This is a genomic window from Sporomusa acidovorans (assembly GCF_900101845.1).
GTDB classification, from domain to species: domain Bacteria; phylum Bacillota; class Negativicutes; order Sporomusales; family Sporomusaceae; genus Sporomusa; species Sporomusa acidovorans.
The window spans coordinates 1-17,216 of sequence record NZ_FNAM01000052.1 but is presented as its reverse complement, the minus strand read 5'-3'; the positions used below and the strand labels follow the sequence as shown (position 1 = coordinate 17,216).

The window sequence follows — 17,216 nt, the reverse complement described above, 5'->3', positions numbered from 1 at the left end:
TGTAATCACATTACAGCTTTAGGTTTAGCAAAAATCATTCGACCGGCGGCTGTTTGCAAGACAGATGTGACCAAAACGCCCACCGTCTCACCAATATGTTTTTTACCTCCGTCCACAACAATCATCGTGCCATCATCAAGATAGGCCACACCCTGACCAAATTCCTTACCGTCCTTAACAACATGCACGACCATTTCTTCCCCTGGCAGCACGACCGGTTTAACGGCATTGGACAACTCATTAATATTAAGGACAGAAACGCCCTGGAGCTCGGCAACTTTGTTCAGGTTATAATCATTAGTGATAACCTTGGCCTGTAAAAGCTGGCCCAGTTTAATAAGTTTGGAATCGACTTCGGCAATATCCTCAAAATCACGATTCTCAATATGGACGTTTAACGCCAGTTCTTTTTGCATACGATTCAAAATGTCCAGCCCACGTCGCCCGCGATTGCGCTTCAAGAGATCAGAAGAATCTGCGATATGTTGCAGTTCCTCCAGAACAAATGTTGGAATAATAAGCATGCCCTCAATAAAACCGCTTCGGCAAATATCAGCAATCCGGCCATCAATAATAACGCTGGTATCTAAAATCTTAGCCTGACACATGCCGTCGCTTTTAAAATTATCCTTAACACGTTCTTTTCCCTCGCGGTTAATCCAAGGCAATGTCGGCAGACTGGAAAACATATTGAATATCTCTTCCCGTTTTCTGATAGCTACATTGACACCAAGATAACCCAAAATAACACTCAATACGAGCGGAACATATTTGCCGACAATCGGAATCGGCAAAAAAGCTGACCCAAGTAAATTAGAAATTATTAGTCCAATAGCTAACCCCAGCACACCTGCCAGCACATCATAGCCAGGCATCTTGTTTAGGCGTAACTCTAGCCAATATGTTAAATGCCATAAGTGTTTAAGCAAAAACGGCGCAACTAAAAAGCCAACAATTCCCCCGAGCAACCCACCAAAAATAAAAGAAAGAATCGTCGTCATGGTAATGCCAAATACGCCAATTTTCAAAAATTCTTCACTTATCACAGATGCCATAAGCGGCACAACCCTATCAGTGATCATCAGTCCGCCAACTGCAGCCAGTATGGTAATAATGATTCTAAGTGTCCTGTCAATCATACGTTTAACCTCCTTTCCGTTTGACGCAGTATTCCAAAAAGTGGAAATCCATTTTTATTATGTCCTACTTTTAATAAAAAAATACGTCCAGATGAAAAACCATCCTGGCTGTATTCGGCTTCAGTATATCACAGGTTTTAAGACTTTGTCAAAAGGATATATTGTAGCATGTATATTTCTTTATTGTCAATGATTCACTTCAATAATAATTTAACAATAAACAATAGCTGATTTATAGCAAATCGAAGTTTTCTTCCGACTGACATTGACAACCACAAAGAGCTGTTTATATAATTAAAAGCAAAGTGAGGTGTGCCTAGAGTGCATGATAATAAATGTTGCTCCGACTTTCAGTCCGCGGTAGACGAATACTTAATCCGCCATCGCAGCGTGCTTGATATCCTAACTAAATACCAAGAAGCTTCTGCCCGCGTAAACCGCGCCATCGCCAAAGCAGTTACCGGTTGTGGTTGCATCCAGGTTTCCGCCTCCCGCCAGTCCGTTCCTGAAAATATTACCTATAGCGAATTAAGAAATCACATGTCATCGCATCTGATTGGGGAGCCTTGCCCCCAATGCCAGGAAGTAATCGCCAAGGAACTCGGTCACAGTATGTTTTATTTGGCCGCCCTCTGCAATCTTACGGGAATTTCCCTACATAGTGTAATGCAGCAGGAATATAAGAATGTTAAAACATTAGGTTTTTTTCATTTATCCTGAGACTAACCCGCTTTTTAACTCCCAGCGGCTAAGTCCCTGGATAAGGGCGACTTAGCTTCAAATGGGATTAAAACCCTACCTGAAGCTAAGTCTACTTTATCGTAAACAGTTTTGCTTTTCCACACAGCCCCATTTGTGCAGGCTGTGTTTTTTTCTGTCTCAATAACTACATAAACATTTGCTCCCTGGGAATGATACTGCTAAAGGGGGGTAAACATGTGTTATCTAGTAGTAAAAGTCTTGCTGTCTCTAAGCATATTGGTCAATTTTGCCATAGCTCCCAACACTGTAGCTGCAGCCGGGTCACCTGCCGCTCATGAATTGATATCCGGCTATGTAACTATTATTGATGATCAGGGCAATATCCTTCTACAAACAGGTCATGAAGTCCATGTCGGCGACGAATATATCAGCGAAGACAACGTACTTTATGAAATTACCGCGTTGGAAGGCATGCTGGCCCGCTGTCGTCCCATCGAGAATTTCTCAGGCCACATTACCGATAATGCCCGGTTTGTTCAAGCACCACCACCGGAAATGCCTAAACCAAAAATCGCGGTCTACCATAGTCATACTGATGAATCCTATATTCCCAATGACGGCACCCCGTCTCAGCAAGGAAAAGGCTCTATTATGATTGTTGGTGACGCTTTTGAAAAAAGGTTGACTGAACTTGGCTACGAAGTTGTTCACTCCAAGAACTTGCACGACCCCCACGATGCCAATGCTTATCACCGTTCCCGCCGCACTGCCATGAAATTATTGCAGGAACAACCGATCGCTATTTTTGATATTCATCGTGACAGCGCTCCGCTTAGAGCCTATAGCGCCACAATAAATGGCGAAACTGTCAGCAGGCTGCTGCTTGTCGTTGGACGGCAAAATCAAAACCAAAGAACGACACTGGATTTTGCCAGGAGCATCAAAGCCGCCACGGATGCCAAATATCGCGGCCTTATCCGTGGAATATTTATCGCTCATGGCAACTATAATCAGGATTTAAGTCCCCGGGCACTGCTAATCGAAGCCGGTACACAATACAATAATCGGGAAGCCGCCGAACGCAGTATCGCTTTATTTGCCGATTGCGTCCCCGCTTTTCTGGGTCCGGTCAGTGTGGGCAGTAATAGTGGTGTAGCGGAAGCGAATCAGGCCGGGACTTACACAAATACCGGTACAAATGGCGGTGTGGAAACCGTCTCCTATGTTCCACCTGACTCAGCAGCCCCAGGTTATGATATATTGGGAATCACGCTGGCTGTTGTTATTGGTTCATTAGCTTTCTTATTTTTGAGCACAGGTAGTTGGCAGGAGGCCAAGAAAAAACTTGCGCACTTTTTCAATCAGGAATTTGCCAATTTTTTAGGGCCGTTTAAAAAGCGCAAAAAGTAGGAGGTGCTGCCTTCTGAACAAAAGGAATATAGCTAGATTGGCCAGCCTCCTCGCCGTAGCCGCCCTAGCTCTGGGAGTTATCTATTACCTCCCTGCACTGCTGTCTATTCAGGCAAAACCGGAACCGGCCCCCCAAAAGGCATATGATTACTATATTATCATCGAGGAAGATACCAAAGAAATTCTTATGTACGTACCGGTCGTTGTCAACGTGGACGACGAACTGATCAGCGAACAAAACAAACGTTACAAAATTGTCAAAGTAGAAGGAAATCAGGCCTATGCACGGTTTGTTGAAGATTTGAATTTAGAATTTTATAAAGGCGATGGCCGCAAATAACGTGGCAACGCAACTAGTAGTGGCGATCTAAGAAGGCCTGCTCCCGCAACCGTTTTAGACCGTCCTTTATTGTTTTTGCCCGCACCTCGCCAATCCCTTCCACTTCATCCAACTCCACTAAACTGGCATTATAAATATGATGAAGTGTTTTAAAATGAGCAACCAGTTTCTCGCCAACCAATAACGGCAAGCGGGGGATTTGGCGAAGTATCCGGTAGCCACGCGGCACAACAGGGATGTCCATTGCCGTGGGACCAACACCATAATCCAACGCCCGGCAGATAGCAAAAGGTTCAAGGTTTTCTTCAGGCAATACGGCAATCTGCTCTCTAACGGCTTCATAATCCTTATATTCATTCGTATTACAGTAGTCTTTTATTAACAGGGCAACATCATCAACACTGGATATGAGTTCTTCCATCTGCATACTGATAAGACGGCCCTCTGTCCCCAACTCAATAATATAGCGCTCAATCTCGCGGGCTATCCGGTTAACCCGCTCGGCCCGAATCAAAACAACCGCAACATCGTATAGCGTGACAAGGTCCTCAAATTCTAGTGCACTCAAATTAATCAAGCCCTTGTCAAGGACCTTTTTGTACTTTTCCAGTGTTTGCAAGGCCTGATTAGCCCGGTTTAATATTACGGAAATATCTTTAAGGGTATAACGCAGATGACCAAGATACACCGAAATGACATTGCGTCGCTGCGAAATAGCTACCACCGGCGCCCCGGTCTGTTTGGCGGCACGTTCAGCGGTACGGTGACGTGTCCCGGTTTCGGCGGTGGGTATCCCGGGGTCAGGCACTAGCTGCGCATTGGCAAACAAAATTTTTTTACTGTCATTAGAGAGCACAATAGCCCCATCCATCTTAGCCAGCTCATAAAAGCCGGCCGGAGTAAAATCGGAATTAATTTCAAAACCACCGTCGACAATTTCAAGTATTGCCGGATTATCTCCCACCAATACCAAAGCGCCCATTTTAGCGCGCAGCACATTCTCCAGACCGTCCCTCAACGTTGTACCCGGAGCTAATGTTTTTATGGTTTTAACAAAGCGTGCGTCCCAAAGCCGTTCCGCACGTTCTTCACGATTTTTGCTCATATAAATACCGCCTCCATAGCCTCGCTGATACTAGCAACCCCGGTAATATCAAGTCCCGCTTTCTTGGTCAGCTTCAATCCTGAAAGATTTCCGGCAGGAATTACAAAGCGTTTAAATCCCAATGACGCCGCCTCGTTAATTCTGGCTTCGACCCTATTGATCATTCTTACCTCACCGGTAAGGCCTACTTCTCCCATGACGACCGTATGCGGATCGATCGTAGTACTTCTAAAACTGGAGGCAATAGCGAGCGCAACAGGTAAATCGGCAGCCGGTTCAACAATTTTAAATCCACCTACAGCATTAACATATGCATCTTGGTTTGCCAGCATGAGCCCTACCCTTTTTTCCAGTACAGCCATTAACAAAATCAAGCGGTTATAATCAAAGCCCGCTGCCATACGGCGCGGCATACCAAAGCAGGTCGTACTGACCAACGCCTGAATTTCAATTAATAACGGACGCACCCCTTCCATATAGGCCAGTACCACTGAACCAGGTGCGCCTTGGGGGCGCTCAGCCAGCAACAGACCTGAAGGATTAGCAACTTCCGCCAGCCCTTGCTCTTCCATGGAAAAAATCCCACTTTCGCTCGTAGAACCAAACCGGTTCTTAATCGCCCGCAATACGCGAAAAGCATAGCTGCGTTCTCCTTCAAAATAAAGCACCGCATCGACCATGTGCTCCAAAAGCCGGGGACCGGCAATATTTCCGTCTTTTGTCACATGGCCGATTATCGCCGTGGGAATACCACTTTCCTTGGCAAACCGCATAAGTTTGCCCGTACTTTCCCGAACTTGTCCGACGCTGCCCGGAGCCGAAGGAATCTCCGGACTATACATGGTCTGAATAGAATCAATAATAACCAGCGACGGTTTTTGGTGTAAGGCCTGCAAGATAATTGTCTCCAGATTATTTTCTGTAAAAATTAACAAATTATTACTCATTTTTTCCAGTCTTTCGGCTCTTATTTTTATTTGCGCAGCCGATTCTTCGCCTGACGTATATAAGACGGGTCCGTATTTCTCTGCTACTCCGGCCGCCACCTGCAATAATAACGTTGATTTACCGATTCCCGGATCACCACCAATTAAAAGCAGGGCTCCCGGCACTATCCCCCCACCCAGAACGCGATCAAATTCACCCACCCCCGATAAAAGGCGGGGCATGGCTGCTGTATCCACGGTGCTAATCGGTTTTGGTTTTGAGGCAGGGAGTGAAGCCAAATGTGATTCTGTTTTTTTAGGCACCACTTCTTCTACCATCGTATTCCACTCGCCACAGCCGGGACAACGTCCCAGCCATTTGCTTGCTTCCGCACCACACTGTTGACATACAAAATTGGTTTTAACTTTGGACAAAATTGATTCTCCTTCAATTTACCTCTGCAATCTTTCCCAAGCATACAGGAAAAGAGTGGGAGCCTTAGTTATTCTTATTATTATCAGAAGGTTAACCTTTCTAATAATGTGAAAAAAGCACTCATTTCGAGTGCTTTTTTCGCGTTTTCCGGGCAAATTTCCTGCTGATTACGCCTTTTTCGCAAACTTTAATTTACCACCGTCATCCGCGTCAACGACTACCGTATCGCCACCCTTGACAGCTTGACGAATAATCATCTCGGAAATTTCATCTTCAACTAGTTTTTGAATAGCCCGGCGCAGCGGCCGGGCCCCAAAAGCGTGATCCCGCCCTTCTTTTAACAGCTCCCTCTTAGCAGCGTCTGTCAGTTCCAGACTCAAATCAGCATTGGTCAAACGTCCCGCTACTTCCCTGAGCATGATATCAACAATCTGTTGCAAATCTTCATCTGTTAAACTGCTAAAGACAATAATCTCGTCAATCCGGTTTAAGAATTCCGGGCGAAATACTTTCTTAACTTCATCCAAAACCCGGGCTTTAGCTATTTCACCTTCATTGTCTTTTGCTCTCTCAGCAGACAGGAAACCCATCGCGGCCGAATCTTTTTTCAAATGCTGGGACCCAATATTGGAAGTCATGATAATAACTGTGTTTTTGAAATCAACCGTTCGCCCCTGACTGTCGGTCAAACGTCCGTCTTCTAATACCTGCAGCAGCATATTAAACACATCATAATGAGCCTTCTCAATTTCATCCAGGAGAATAACCGAATAGGGTTTACGCCGAACCGCATCTGTCAGCTGCCCACCTTCTTCATAGCCGACATAGCCGGGAGGAGCACCGACAAGCCGGGAAACCGTATGCTTTTCCATATATTCGGACATATCCAGACGAATCATGGCCGTCTCATCCCCAAACAGCGCTTCTGCCAATGCACGGGACAGTTCGGTTTTGCCAACCCCAGTCGGACCTAGAAACAAGAAGGAACCAATCGGCCGTTTGGGATCTTTAAGACCTGCCCGGGCGCGACGTACCGCCTTGGCAACCGACCGTACCGCCTGATGCTGTCCAATAACACGCTTATGCAAAATTTCTTCCAGCTTAAGTAGCCGTTCCGATTCTTCTTCAGCCAGTTTTTTCACCGGAATGCGCGTCCACGTAGAAACTACATGGGCAATATCCTCAGCAGAAACGACAATGCGTTCACTACCCCGTTGTTTAACTTCCCGCTGCTTGGTCTCAAGCTCTTCCCGGATTTGCTGTTCCAGATCCCGCAAGCCAGCCGCCCGTTCAAATTCCTGGGCCGCAATGGCAGCTTCCTTTTCGGTCCGTGTCTGCTCTAAACGCTTTTCAACTTCCTTGACATCAGGTGGTACGGAGAAGGCTTGCAGGCGCACACGCGAGGCCGCCTCATCCATAAGATCAATCGCCTTATCCGGCAGAAACCGGTCAGAAATATAGCGATGGGAAAGTTTAACCGCCGCTTCAATCGCCTCATCCGTGATCTGCGCCCGATGAAATGCCTCATATTTATCTCTTATGCCCTTGAGTATATTGATAGCATCCTCAACGCTGGGTTCGCCGACTGTAATCGGCTGAAAGCGCCGCTCTAAAGCAGCATCTTTTTCAATATGTTTTTTATACTCATTTAATGTCGTGGCACCAATAACCTGCAGTTCCCCCCGCGCTAATGCCGGCTTTAGGATATTAGCGGCATCAATTGCTCCTTCGGCTGCTCCAGCACCAATCAGCGTATGCAATTCATCAATAAATAAAATTACATTACCGGCCTCCCGGATTTCGTCCATAACCTTTTTCAAACGTTCTTCAAACTCACCCCGGTACTTTGTACCGGCAACCATAGACGCCATATTAAGCGAGACAACGCGTTTATTGCGCAAAATCTCCGGCGTTTGACCCTCAACAATACGTTTTGCCAAGCCTTCAGCAATAGCCGTTTTACCTACGCCAGGTTCACCAATAAGCACCGGATTGTTTTTGGTCCGCCGCAAAAGAATTTGAACAACCCGTTCAATTTCGGCTGCCCGGCCAATTACCGGATCAATTTTCCCTTCCTGGGACATTTTATTGAGATCACGGCCAAATTCATCCAAAAGCGGGGTTCCATTCGCTGCAGACGGCTGACCGCCAGGCGCTTTTGCCTTTGGTTGCGGGGCCATGCCGGACATGGAATACCCCCCCAGCATCTCAATAACCCGTTGGCGCATAAGGTTAATATCTACCCCCATGCCTATCAGCACTTGGGCGGCAATACCCTCACCTTCGCGAATTAATCCAAGCAGGATATGCTCTGTCCCCACATAACTATGCCCCAAACGTAAGGCTTCCTCCATCGCCAATTCAATTACCTTTTTTGCCCGTGGTGTATAACCAATATCGCTTGACTGGTCCTGCCCTTTGCCTAAAATGCTTTCCACCTGCATCTGCACGGCCTCTACCTGCAGTCCCAGCGAGTTTAAAGCCTTGGCGGCCACACCCTCGCCTTCCCGCAACAGCCCCAATAATAAATGTTCGGTTCCAATATAGCCATGCCCATAGCGGGCAGCTTCCTGTTGTGCCAAAATCAGTACCTTGCGCGCTCTGTCAGTAAATCTATTAAACATCTATCCTTACCTCCCTTGCAACATAACTAATTACTATTTTCTTTGCAAACTCGAACGGACCAATTGGGCCCGCAATTTATTGCACGCCATTTGATTCATAGGGACCTCGCCCGACAGGTTCTGAAGAAAATTGGGCCTGGTAGATACCAACAGCTGGTTAAAGATATCCGGCTTTACTTCATCAATAACCCCCAGATCGATTCCCAGTCGCACTTCACTCAACAAGGCCAGCGCTTCCTGCGCCGACAAACTTTGTGCGTAGCGAAGCACCCCATAGGCACGCCACACCCGGTCAGCCAGCGCATCTGGCGCATCATTGAGTAACAGCTTTCTCGCCACCCGTTCTTTATCAACAATCTGCTTAACAACATTACTCAGATTGCTAATAATATCCTGCTCACTACGGCCTAAAGTCACCTGGTTGGAAATCTGAAAGATATTGCCGGCCGCTTCCGTACCTTCACCGTATAATCCCCGTACAGTCAGGCCTAACTGCGTGGCAATTGCCACCATTGTCCCCATTTGTTTTGTCAAGGTTAGAGCCGGTAAATGAGCCATAACCGAAGCTCGCATACCTGTGCCAATATTTGTGGGGCAAGCAGTCAGATAGCCAATATGCTCCATGAATGCCAAATCGTGTTTTGCCTCAATAATATCGTCAATAGTAGTGGCTTTATTAAAAGCATCTGTCAGATTAAGCCCCGCTTCCAGACATTGCAGACGCAAGTGATCCTCTTCGTTAACCATAATACTGACGCCGGCGTCATCGCGGACAATGAGTGCCCGGTTTTCCGGTTCTGCGGCGTGGTTTGGACTAATAATATGTTTTTCAACAAGAACATGGCGGGCCAGCGGTGATATCTTTTCAAGTTCGATCAAGGCATATTCATGATCGTCGTCTGCCTGCAGTTCTACCGGCACTTCTTTTAATTCAGCCACAATCTCACCCAGTTTAGCGGTCGAGGCCCGGCCAGGAAACGGCTGATTTTTTAAGTTACGAGCCAAACGAATCCGACTGGAAAGTACGATTTCGTCTTCAGGCCCGCCACCGCTGAGCCAGGGTGTGAGCGGTTCGTTTAATAGGCTTCGCAAAATATCAGCCATTCTGCGCATCCCCTTTCTCTTGGTCAGTCTCTGGAGTGGATAATTGCCTTTCCAGTACCTTTATTTCATCCCTTAACTTAGCTGCCTGCTCATATTCCTCGCGGGCAACGTGCTGCTCCAATTCATGCCGCAGCCGCTTGATAAGTTGTTCAACTCCGAATCTGAGGCCGCCCCGCTTAGGGACTTTACCCGTATGGGTTGCCGTCCCGTGAATCTGCTTAATAAGCGGTTCCAATTGGCCGCTAAACGCTTGGTAGCAGCCGCTGCAGCCAAACTTGCCACTACGGCTAAACTCACTATAACTTAGCCCGCAGTCCGGGCAAACAGGTTCTAATGTTTGTCGTTCATCATTTGGCAGTGTATAATTAAACATCTCTTTCAAAAAGTCATGAATGGAATATTTATTACCCAGAAAATTGTTAATTCCCTTACCTATAATTTCACCTGATTTTTGCGCACACTGTTCACATAAATGTCTTTCGATCTTTTGCTGATTAATAATCTTGGTAATATGCACACAGGCAGGCTCTTTTTGACACTCATCACATAACATACTCTTTTGCCTCCGAACTTATCCTTCATTTTGATTTGCCAAGATCATTAACAATGACCTTAGCATCGGTACCCGCTCTTGAGGAGAAATCCGATCGTAAAGCATGGCAAAACATTTGCAAATAAGAGCGGCTTCGCGAGAGGTCATAAGATTATGACTTCGTAAACGCGCGACAATATCTTGTACCTCTTCTAAGCTTAATGTGTCATCAACTTGATTGGCGGCATCTTGATATTCAATAGGTTGCGCCGGGATGCGGGCAATCCGGACAAAACCGCCGGAACCGCGTCTGGATTCTACAATAAAGCCACGTTCTATGGTAAAACGCGTGCTCAACACATAACTGATTTGAGAAGGGGCGCATTCAAGCTCTTCCGCCATCTCATTGCGTCGCAAAATAATAATTTTATCTTGTTCTCTCGCAATTTGGCGTAATATCCATTGTTCGATCATATCGGCTAAATTGTTCAAATTCCCACCTCCCCACTTTAGTTTTGACTTTAGTTGACCTTTTGACTTTATATTATTTTATTTTGTCTGTTATTGCAATTCCACTTTATCAGCAAAAATACGGATATTCGTTAATGAATAGCAATTATCATTAAATAACTTCTGCTGTAAAACCTTTACTCCGCCATGCACTTTTTTATTCAACTACTTGCAAAACTAAGAATTTAAGATAGTTGGTCTCTGCCGCTGCCGGTAAAATAGGGTGATCCTTAGCCTGTGTACGATATTCGACCTCTCTAATAATTCGCTTGGCATCTCTGGCGGCATCAACAACCACTGCCTTAAATAAATCTCTGTCCATATGATAGGAGCATGAACAAGTAATTAGAAAACCGCCCGGCCGCGTAAGCTTAAGTCCGCGCAGGTTAATTTCCTTGTAACCGCGCGCCGCTCCCTCAATACTGCTTCGACTCTTAGTAAACGCCGGTGGATCAAGGATAACAACATCATATTGCCTGTGTTCCTCCACTAAAGACCGTAATGCATCAAAAGCATTGGCAACCTCAAAATTGCATCGATCCTCGACGCCGTTCATGGCGGCATTTTTTTTAGCTAAGGTAATCGCATCTTCCGATATATCGATAGAGTGTATGCTCTTTGCTCCATATAAAGCACTATGTATGGCAAAGGAGCCGGTATGACAAAAACAGTCCAGTACTTCGGCATCTTTGACAACCGGTTCCAAAAAACGCCGATTCTCCCGTTGGTCATAAAAAAATCCGGTTTTTTGTCCATTCTCTATATCAGCATAGAAAGGAATACCATTTTCCTTTACAATAATTTGTGTTGGAAAACTGCCTTTCAGATATCCTTTGCGCATATCTAAGCCTTCTAACTTTCGTACGGGGACATCATTGCGCTCATAGATTCCATCAGGGGCAAACAACTCCTCCAGCACAGAAATAATGGTTTCTTTATAAAGATCAATCCCTAAAGCCAGGGTCTGCATAACCAGATATTGGCCAAATTTATCAATAATAAGTGCCGGCAAAAAATCTGCTTCTCCATAGACTAAGCGACAAAACTCCGGTTCTGCCAAAAAAGTCTGCCGGTACCGCCACGCTGTTTCAATACGCTTCTTGAAGAAATTCCGGTCAATCGGCTCCTGCTGGCGCGATAAGAGCCGCACGATAATTTGGGATCGTGGATTAATATAGCCTCGTCCAATAAACCGCTGCCGAAAATTATAAACGTCAACGATATCACCTGGCTGAAACTCACCTTCAATATAATCAAGCTCACTTTGGTACACCCAGGGATGGCCATTCTCCACCCGGTGCTGAGCCCCCTTTCGTAAGAAAACTTTCACTTCTTCCATTATTATTTCCTCATTTCCTCTTTTTTTTACGGGTCTTCCACCATTCCCATAACATATAAGCAGTCGCTGCAGCCATCAGTAACATGTTAATCATCCGGAATTCCTGTGACCAATAATTTTCTTCCCAATAGGATACCGGGCTTTCCACCGTATGAAAACTCAACGGAAAAAGATAAAAATTAGAATAGGCACTATGCGTAAGTGCATCAAAAAGCAAGTGCGTACCCCAACCAACAATAATTGCCCGGATATTTTTAATTCCTGGAAAAAAGCTAATTAAAAATGCGCTAAACCAGATAAGCACCGAATGACCCCATAAATCAAGTTTCACCACCCAGGGAAAAAGGGGAACAAGGCTCATCCACAAGCCAGGACTTAAATGAGCAAGATCCGACCATCCCACAAAACCTTTACATAACAGAAATCCCAGCAACACAATATATACATAGTCAGGCAACATGGCGCCAAAAACAAACTGCCATACTTTAGGATGACGCCGTGTAAAAAAATAAATCCAGAACCCATGATGGAGAGTGTACATTCTGCCTCCTTGCGGTATCGTTGTCAACAGCAGTAATAGTGTGGCACCATCATGGCTGCAGTATGTAGAAAGGCAGCGCCTAACAGCACTGCCTTAGTGTTTAAATCCTATCTAACACCTTTTGTGCAAACTCGTAACCAAAATTGAAGCATTTCTCCATTTCATCTGCATCAGGTACCCACTTAAGGGCTAGCCCCGGCTGCATTGCAATTCCACTGCTACCCAGCATTTCTTCCATAGCTTTTTGGGCACCTCCGCCCCAGCCATAAGCACCGAAAGCAGCCCCGATTTTACTTGTAGGCCGCAATCCTTTCAGGTAGGTAGTAAGAGCCCCCATAGTAGGCAACATACCGTTGTTCAGGGTAGGCGAGCCAATTAGCACGCCGCCTGCCTCCAACATATCCCGAACGACTTCACTTCGTTCAGCTACCGACATCTTATACAACTTGCCTGTCGCCCCGGCACTTGCCACTCCGTCAAGTAGCTGCCGGGCCATCCGTTCCGTACTTCCCCACATGCTGTCATAAGCAATTACTACTTTACCGACGGTTTTGCCAGCGCCCCAATCCTGATATTTGGCGACAATAGCCGGTATATGGCTTCGCCATACCACTCCATGACTGGGAGCAATAATCTTTACAGGCAGCTCTTTGAGCTTGTCTACAGCTTTTATTACCAGCTTACCAAATGGCTGAAGAATATTGGCATAGTATTTTTCAGCCTCATAAATGAGTTCTGAAAGATCGTTTTCGTCATCAAAACGCTTGGTTGTAGAAATATGCTGCCCAAAAGCATCATTAGAAAATAATAGTTGATCTTCTGTTAAATAACTGATCATCGAATCAGGCCAGTGCAGCATGGGAACCGGAATAAACCGCAGTTTGTTCCGACCAAGGTCAAGCACATCCCCCTCTTTCACCACCTGAAAATCATAATTTTGCTGATAATGCTTAATAATACCAGTACGGCCATGTTCCGTCAAAAGCACTTTGGCCTGTGGCGCCCTGGCCATTACTGCCGGTAATGCACTGGAATGATCTGGCTCGATATGATTCGTAATGACATAGTCAATTTTGCCTGGATCAATAATCTGGCTTATACGTTCCAGTAATTCTTGAGCAAACGGGGCTTTCACTGTGTCAATCAGGCATACCTTTTCATCCACGATAAGATAGGAATTGTAGGTAACTCCCCGTGGTGTTGTATACCCATGAAAATCACGAAGGTTCCAATCAACCGCACCGACATAATATACCTTCTCAGTTAGCTTAACAATATTCATTATTCTTAGCTCCCTCCAATTTAAAGCCTCAATATGTTAATCTACTAATTGAGGCGCATTGACCAAGATACTTGTAGCTTCACTCACTATACTTTCAATAATCGTAGCAGCAGGCTCAATCTTTTTTAGCGGCAGCAAGCTTTGTCCGGCCAGTACCGCACCCTGTTCAACGTCTCCCTCCACAGCCGCCAGGCGATTGGTACCAGCAGCCAATTTATCCAGTTCCTCCTCCGTGGCCCCTTGACGTTCCATAGTTAAGTACTTCTCGGTAAACGCATTTTTGAGCCCGCGTACGCCATGCCCGTGCATCATTCCTGTAATAACAGTATCTGTATCGATAGCCGCCAATAACTTTTCTTTAACCCGGTGATGAACATTGCACTCCTCGGCAATTAGAAACCTGGTTCCCATCTGTACGCCGGCAGCCCCCATAATGAGTGCTGCTGCCAAACCACGACCATCGGCAAAACCGCCGCCGACTATGACGGGTATCTGTATCAATGGAATAACTTGAGTCATCAAGGACATTGTAGTAAGTATTCCAATGTGGCCACCGGCCTCCATCCCTTCTATCACAATAGCATCGGCTCCGCTGTCTTCTACCCGTTTAGCTAATTTAGCATTAGGCACAACCGGAATTTTCTTAATTTGAGCCTTACTGAACTTTTCAAAATAAGGCACTGGATTGCCAGCACCTAATGTCACAAATGCGGGTTTTTCCTCACAAATAACTTCAACAATTTCGTCCTTATCAGCAGCCATAAGCTGGACGTTGACTCCAAATGGCTTGTCGGTCAATTGCTTTGCCAGGCGTATTTGTTCCCGAACGTACTTTGCGTCATGGCCTCCCGCGGCAATAATTCCAGCCCCGCCTGCCGCAGAAACCGCTGCCGCCAGCTTAGCTTCAGAAATCCAAGCCATACCGCCTTGAATAATCGGGTAGGTAATACCAAGAAGGTTTGTCAGCTTAGTTTTCATGGAAATCCCCTTTCATTAGTTTCTTGTATTTTCTTCACTATTGATGTAAATAATTCCTGCTGCTAGCTATCTAAAAACGACAATTATTATTTTGCTGTACTTTATAGTATCCAATAAAGATTTACAGATCAACAAAAGCAAGACCCTGTGCTGCGTCGGAACGTTACCAGCGTCCTGACTGAAGGAAATCCTTATTAAAATTCATATAATTATAGTTTTACCACAAAATTATCAAATAACTCTTTACATTCTTGCTCAATCTATCTATAATGAACAATTGTATAAATCCCCATCAATTAATAACCTATAGGGAGACATTATCTGTTAAGTATATTTTTTCTGTAAAATAGAACTTCCGTCATTTCCTGCATATCGTCATTATTTCAAAAAGGGGCGAGTTATCATGACACCTATCGGAAGACACCTAACTACTGATATGTACGGTTGTAACCGTGATCATCTCACTGACCTTGAATTTGTTAAATCCGCAATGTTAACATCCATTAAAGAAGCCGGACTTTCAGTAATCGATATAATTGATCATCAAACAGAGCCTCAGGGGCTTACGATCATTGCACTTTTAGGTCAAAGCCATATGAGTATCCATACATTTCCTCAATTAAACTATGCAGCTGTTGATATTTTTACCTGCGGCGACTACAGTCATTCTGACAGGGTAATAACTATTTTAAAGCGTTTTTTGAAACCCGAAAAAACTAGAACAACAAACATCATGCGTGGTGATTTTGGTTTACAAAAAGATATGAAGCCCCGTATACGTGTGAGCATTGCCCCGCTTCGCCGGATGCGCAACACAAGTGCCCGAGTATGGCGCTTTCTACGCAACAGATAATTGGCTTCTGCCACTTAGTTGCTGGCAGAAAACTACGCTGTTCAATCCATAGAAGTCTTTTAACTGAATAAAAAAACAGCCAGTATAGAGGACTGGTTGTTTTTTTTTTGAAATTTATGGGCATCCTATTGACAAATCAAGGAAAATGGATAATAATAATTAATAGATAATTATATCTGTTAATTAAGGAGGATTTTTACAATGAGTACAGATAAAAACCTTGCTGCTGCTTTTGCCGGTGAATCTCAGGCTAACCGTAAATATCTCGCTTTTGCCAAACAGGCTGACAGTGAGGGACATACTCAGGCTGCCAAATTATTTCGGGCTGCCGCAGAAGCCGAAACCATTCATGCGCTTGCTCACTTAAAAGCCATGGGGGTAGTTAAATCCACTGCCGAAAACCTTAAAGCCGCTGTAGAAGGAGAAACTTATGAGTTTGAGGCAATGTACCCCGACTTTATTAAAATAGCCAAAGAAGAAAACCACGCAGCTGCAGCCCGCACCTTTACTTTAGCCAACGAAGCGGAAAAAGTACATGCTGAACTGTACAAAAAGGCCCTTGCCAACATGAGTAACGGTGAAACCTACGAATATTATATCTGCTCAGTCTGTGGCCATATTGCCGAAAAGGAAGCCCCCGAAAGATGTCCGATCTGCGGTGCAAAGGCTCAAGCTTATAAGACTATAGGCTAAATATTAAATATAGACATGATTCTAAAGCCTAACCCATCGGGTTAGGCTTTTATTATGTTTGCAATAACAAAAAACACCCACAACATTGAGTAGGTGTATTAATAAACTATTTACTTTCCTATATTTGTTCCTTGAAAACTTCACAGAAGATAAGCATTGCATAATTAGATACTGATTGTTAGTTCAGAGCTAGAACATTTTTAAGGATGTTATCGCTCCGCTCTAACTAAGCGACTTATACACATTCTCACTTCGCCTTACGGCTCGCGACAATAATGATGTTCTTCGCTCGCTCAGAACTAAGCGATTCGCACAGGTTTTCGCGTCGCTATCGCTCCTAAAAACCTGGCTCTCTGCTTATAAGTCAAGTGCTCGGCCTATTAGTACCAGTCAGCTCCATGGATTACTCCACTTCCACATCTGGCCTATCTACCTTATCATCTATAAGGGGCCTTACTTCTTGCGAATCACAGACCTCATCTTAAGGCTGGTTTCACGCTTAGATGCTTTCAGCGTTTATCCTTTCCGGACGTAGCTACCCAGCTGTACTCCTGGCGGAATAACTGGTACACCATTGGTCCGTCCACTCCGGTCCTCTCGTACTAGGAGCAGTTCCCTTCAAGTCTCTTACGCCCGCGATGGATAGGGACCGAACTGTCTCACGACGTTCTGAACCCAGCTCACGTACCACTTTAATGGGCG

Annotated in this window: 16 protein-coding genes and 1 rRNA gene; 5 read left to right on the top strand and 12 right to left on the bottom strand. The window is 45.2% G+C overall.

Features of this window, described 5'->3' with window-relative positions; genetic code table 11:
* Positions 1-5: 5 nt before the first annotated feature.
* Complete coding sequence (locus tag BLR65_RS24305; protein WP_169717059.1) at positions 6-1,139, bottom strand: PIN/TRAM domain-containing protein; 1,134 nt, start codon at positions 1,137-1,139, stop codon at positions 6-8.
* A gap of 321 nt (positions 1,140-1,460) precedes the next feature.
* On the opposite strand from BLR65_RS24305, the gene BLR65_RS24300 reads away from it, so the two are divergent.
* The 3 genes from BLR65_RS24300 to BLR65_RS24290 all read left to right on the top strand — a co-directional run bounded on the left by BLR65_RS24300 (position 1,461) and on the right by BLR65_RS24290 (position 3,591).
* Complete coding sequence (locus BLR65_RS24300; protein ID WP_093796745.1) at positions 1,461-1,859, top strand: nucleoside triphosphate pyrophosphohydrolase family protein; 399 nt, start codon at positions 1,461-1,463, stop codon at positions 1,857-1,859.
* 216 nt (positions 1,860-2,075) lie between these two features.
* Entirely contained in the window at positions 2,076-3,251 is a 1,176-nt protein-coding gene (spoIIP, locus tag BLR65_RS24295) for a stage II sporulation protein P (RefSeq protein WP_093796744.1), read from the top strand.
* A gap of 37 nt (positions 3,252-3,288) precedes the next feature.
* Complete coding sequence (locus BLR65_RS24290) at positions 3,289-3,591, top strand: stage II sporulation protein P (RefSeq protein ID WP_245693020.1); 303 nt, start codon at positions 3,289-3,291, stop codon at positions 3,589-3,591.
* A 13-nt stretch (positions 3,592-3,604) separates the two neighbouring features.
* On the opposite strand, the gene disA is transcribed toward BLR65_RS24290, so the two are convergent.
* The 10 genes from disA to BLR65_RS24240 form a co-directional block, all read right to left on the bottom strand.
* Complete coding sequence (gene disA, locus BLR65_RS24285) at positions 3,605-4,696, bottom strand: DNA integrity scanning diadenylate cyclase DisA (RefSeq protein WP_093796742.1); 1,092 nt, start codon at positions 4,694-4,696, stop codon at positions 3,605-3,607.
* On the bottom strand, positions 4,693-6,057 hold the full coding sequence (gene radA / locus BLR65_RS24280; protein WP_093796741.1) for a DNA repair protein RadA: 1,365 nt from the start codon (positions 6,055-6,057) through the stop codon (positions 4,693-4,695). The genes disA and radA overlap by 4 nt, the downstream gene beginning before the upstream one ends.
* 168 nt (positions 6,058-6,225) lie before the next feature.
* The gene (locus BLR65_RS24275; protein WP_093796740.1) at positions 6,226-8,682 is read right to left on the bottom strand and encodes an ATP-dependent Clp protease ATP-binding subunit; all 2,457 of its coding nucleotides are present in this window, start codon (positions 8,680-8,682) and stop codon (positions 6,226-6,228) included.
* Positions 8,683-8,715: 33 nt separating this feature from the next.
* The gene (locus BLR65_RS24270) at positions 8,716-9,786 is read right to left on the bottom strand and encodes a protein arginine kinase (RefSeq protein ID WP_093796739.1); all 1,071 of its coding nucleotides are present in this window, start codon (positions 9,784-9,786) and stop codon (positions 8,716-8,718) included.
* Entirely contained in the window at positions 9,779-10,339 is a 561-nt protein-coding gene (locus BLR65_RS24265) for a UvrB/UvrC motif-containing protein (protein ID WP_093796738.1), read from the bottom strand. Before BLR65_RS24265 ends, BLR65_RS24270 begins: the two co-directional genes overlap by 8 nt.
* An 18-nt stretch (positions 10,340-10,357) precedes the next feature.
* On the bottom strand, positions 10,358-10,810 hold the full coding sequence (locus BLR65_RS24260; protein ID WP_093796737.1) for a CtsR family transcriptional regulator: 453 nt from the start codon (positions 10,808-10,810) through the stop codon (positions 10,358-10,360).
* A gap of 175 nt (positions 10,811-10,985) precedes the next feature.
* A complete protein-coding gene (locus BLR65_RS24255) occupies positions 10,986-12,167 on the bottom strand; it encodes a class I SAM-dependent rRNA methyltransferase (RefSeq protein ID WP_093796736.1) in 1,182 nt (393 codons plus the stop codon).
* Between the two features lie 10 nt (positions 12,168-12,177).
* Positions 12,178-12,708 (bottom strand): zinc dependent phospholipase C family protein, encoded by a 531-nt coding sequence (locus BLR65_RS24250; protein ID WP_093796735.1) that lies wholly within the window; start codon positions 12,706-12,708, stop codon positions 12,178-12,180.
* Between the two features lie 100 nt (positions 12,709-12,808).
* Complete coding sequence (locus tag BLR65_RS24245) at positions 12,809-13,990, bottom strand: FprA family A-type flavoprotein (RefSeq protein WP_176772802.1); 1,182 nt, start codon at positions 13,988-13,990, stop codon at positions 12,809-12,811.
* A gap of 36 nt (positions 13,991-14,026) precedes the next feature.
* Entirely contained in the window at positions 14,027-14,968 is a 942-nt protein-coding gene (locus BLR65_RS24240; protein WP_093796733.1) for a nitronate monooxygenase, read from the bottom strand.
* 403 nt (positions 14,969-15,371) lie between these two features.
* Between BLR65_RS24240 and speD the strand changes: the two genes are divergently transcribed.
* On the top strand, positions 15,372-15,821 hold the full coding sequence (gene speD, locus BLR65_RS24235) for an adenosylmethionine decarboxylase (protein WP_093796732.1): 450 nt from the start codon (positions 15,372-15,374) through the stop codon (positions 15,819-15,821).
* Positions 15,822-16,022: 201 nt separating this feature from the next.
* Entirely contained in the window at positions 16,023-16,514 is a 492-nt protein-coding gene (locus BLR65_RS24230; protein ID WP_093796731.1) for a rubrerythrin family protein, read from the top strand.
* Between the two features lie 360 nt (positions 16,515-16,874).
* Here the strand turns inward: BLR65_RS24230 and BLR65_RS24225 are convergent.
* A 23S ribosomal RNA gene (locus BLR65_RS24225) occupies positions 16,875-17,216 on the bottom strand; the annotation flags it as partial.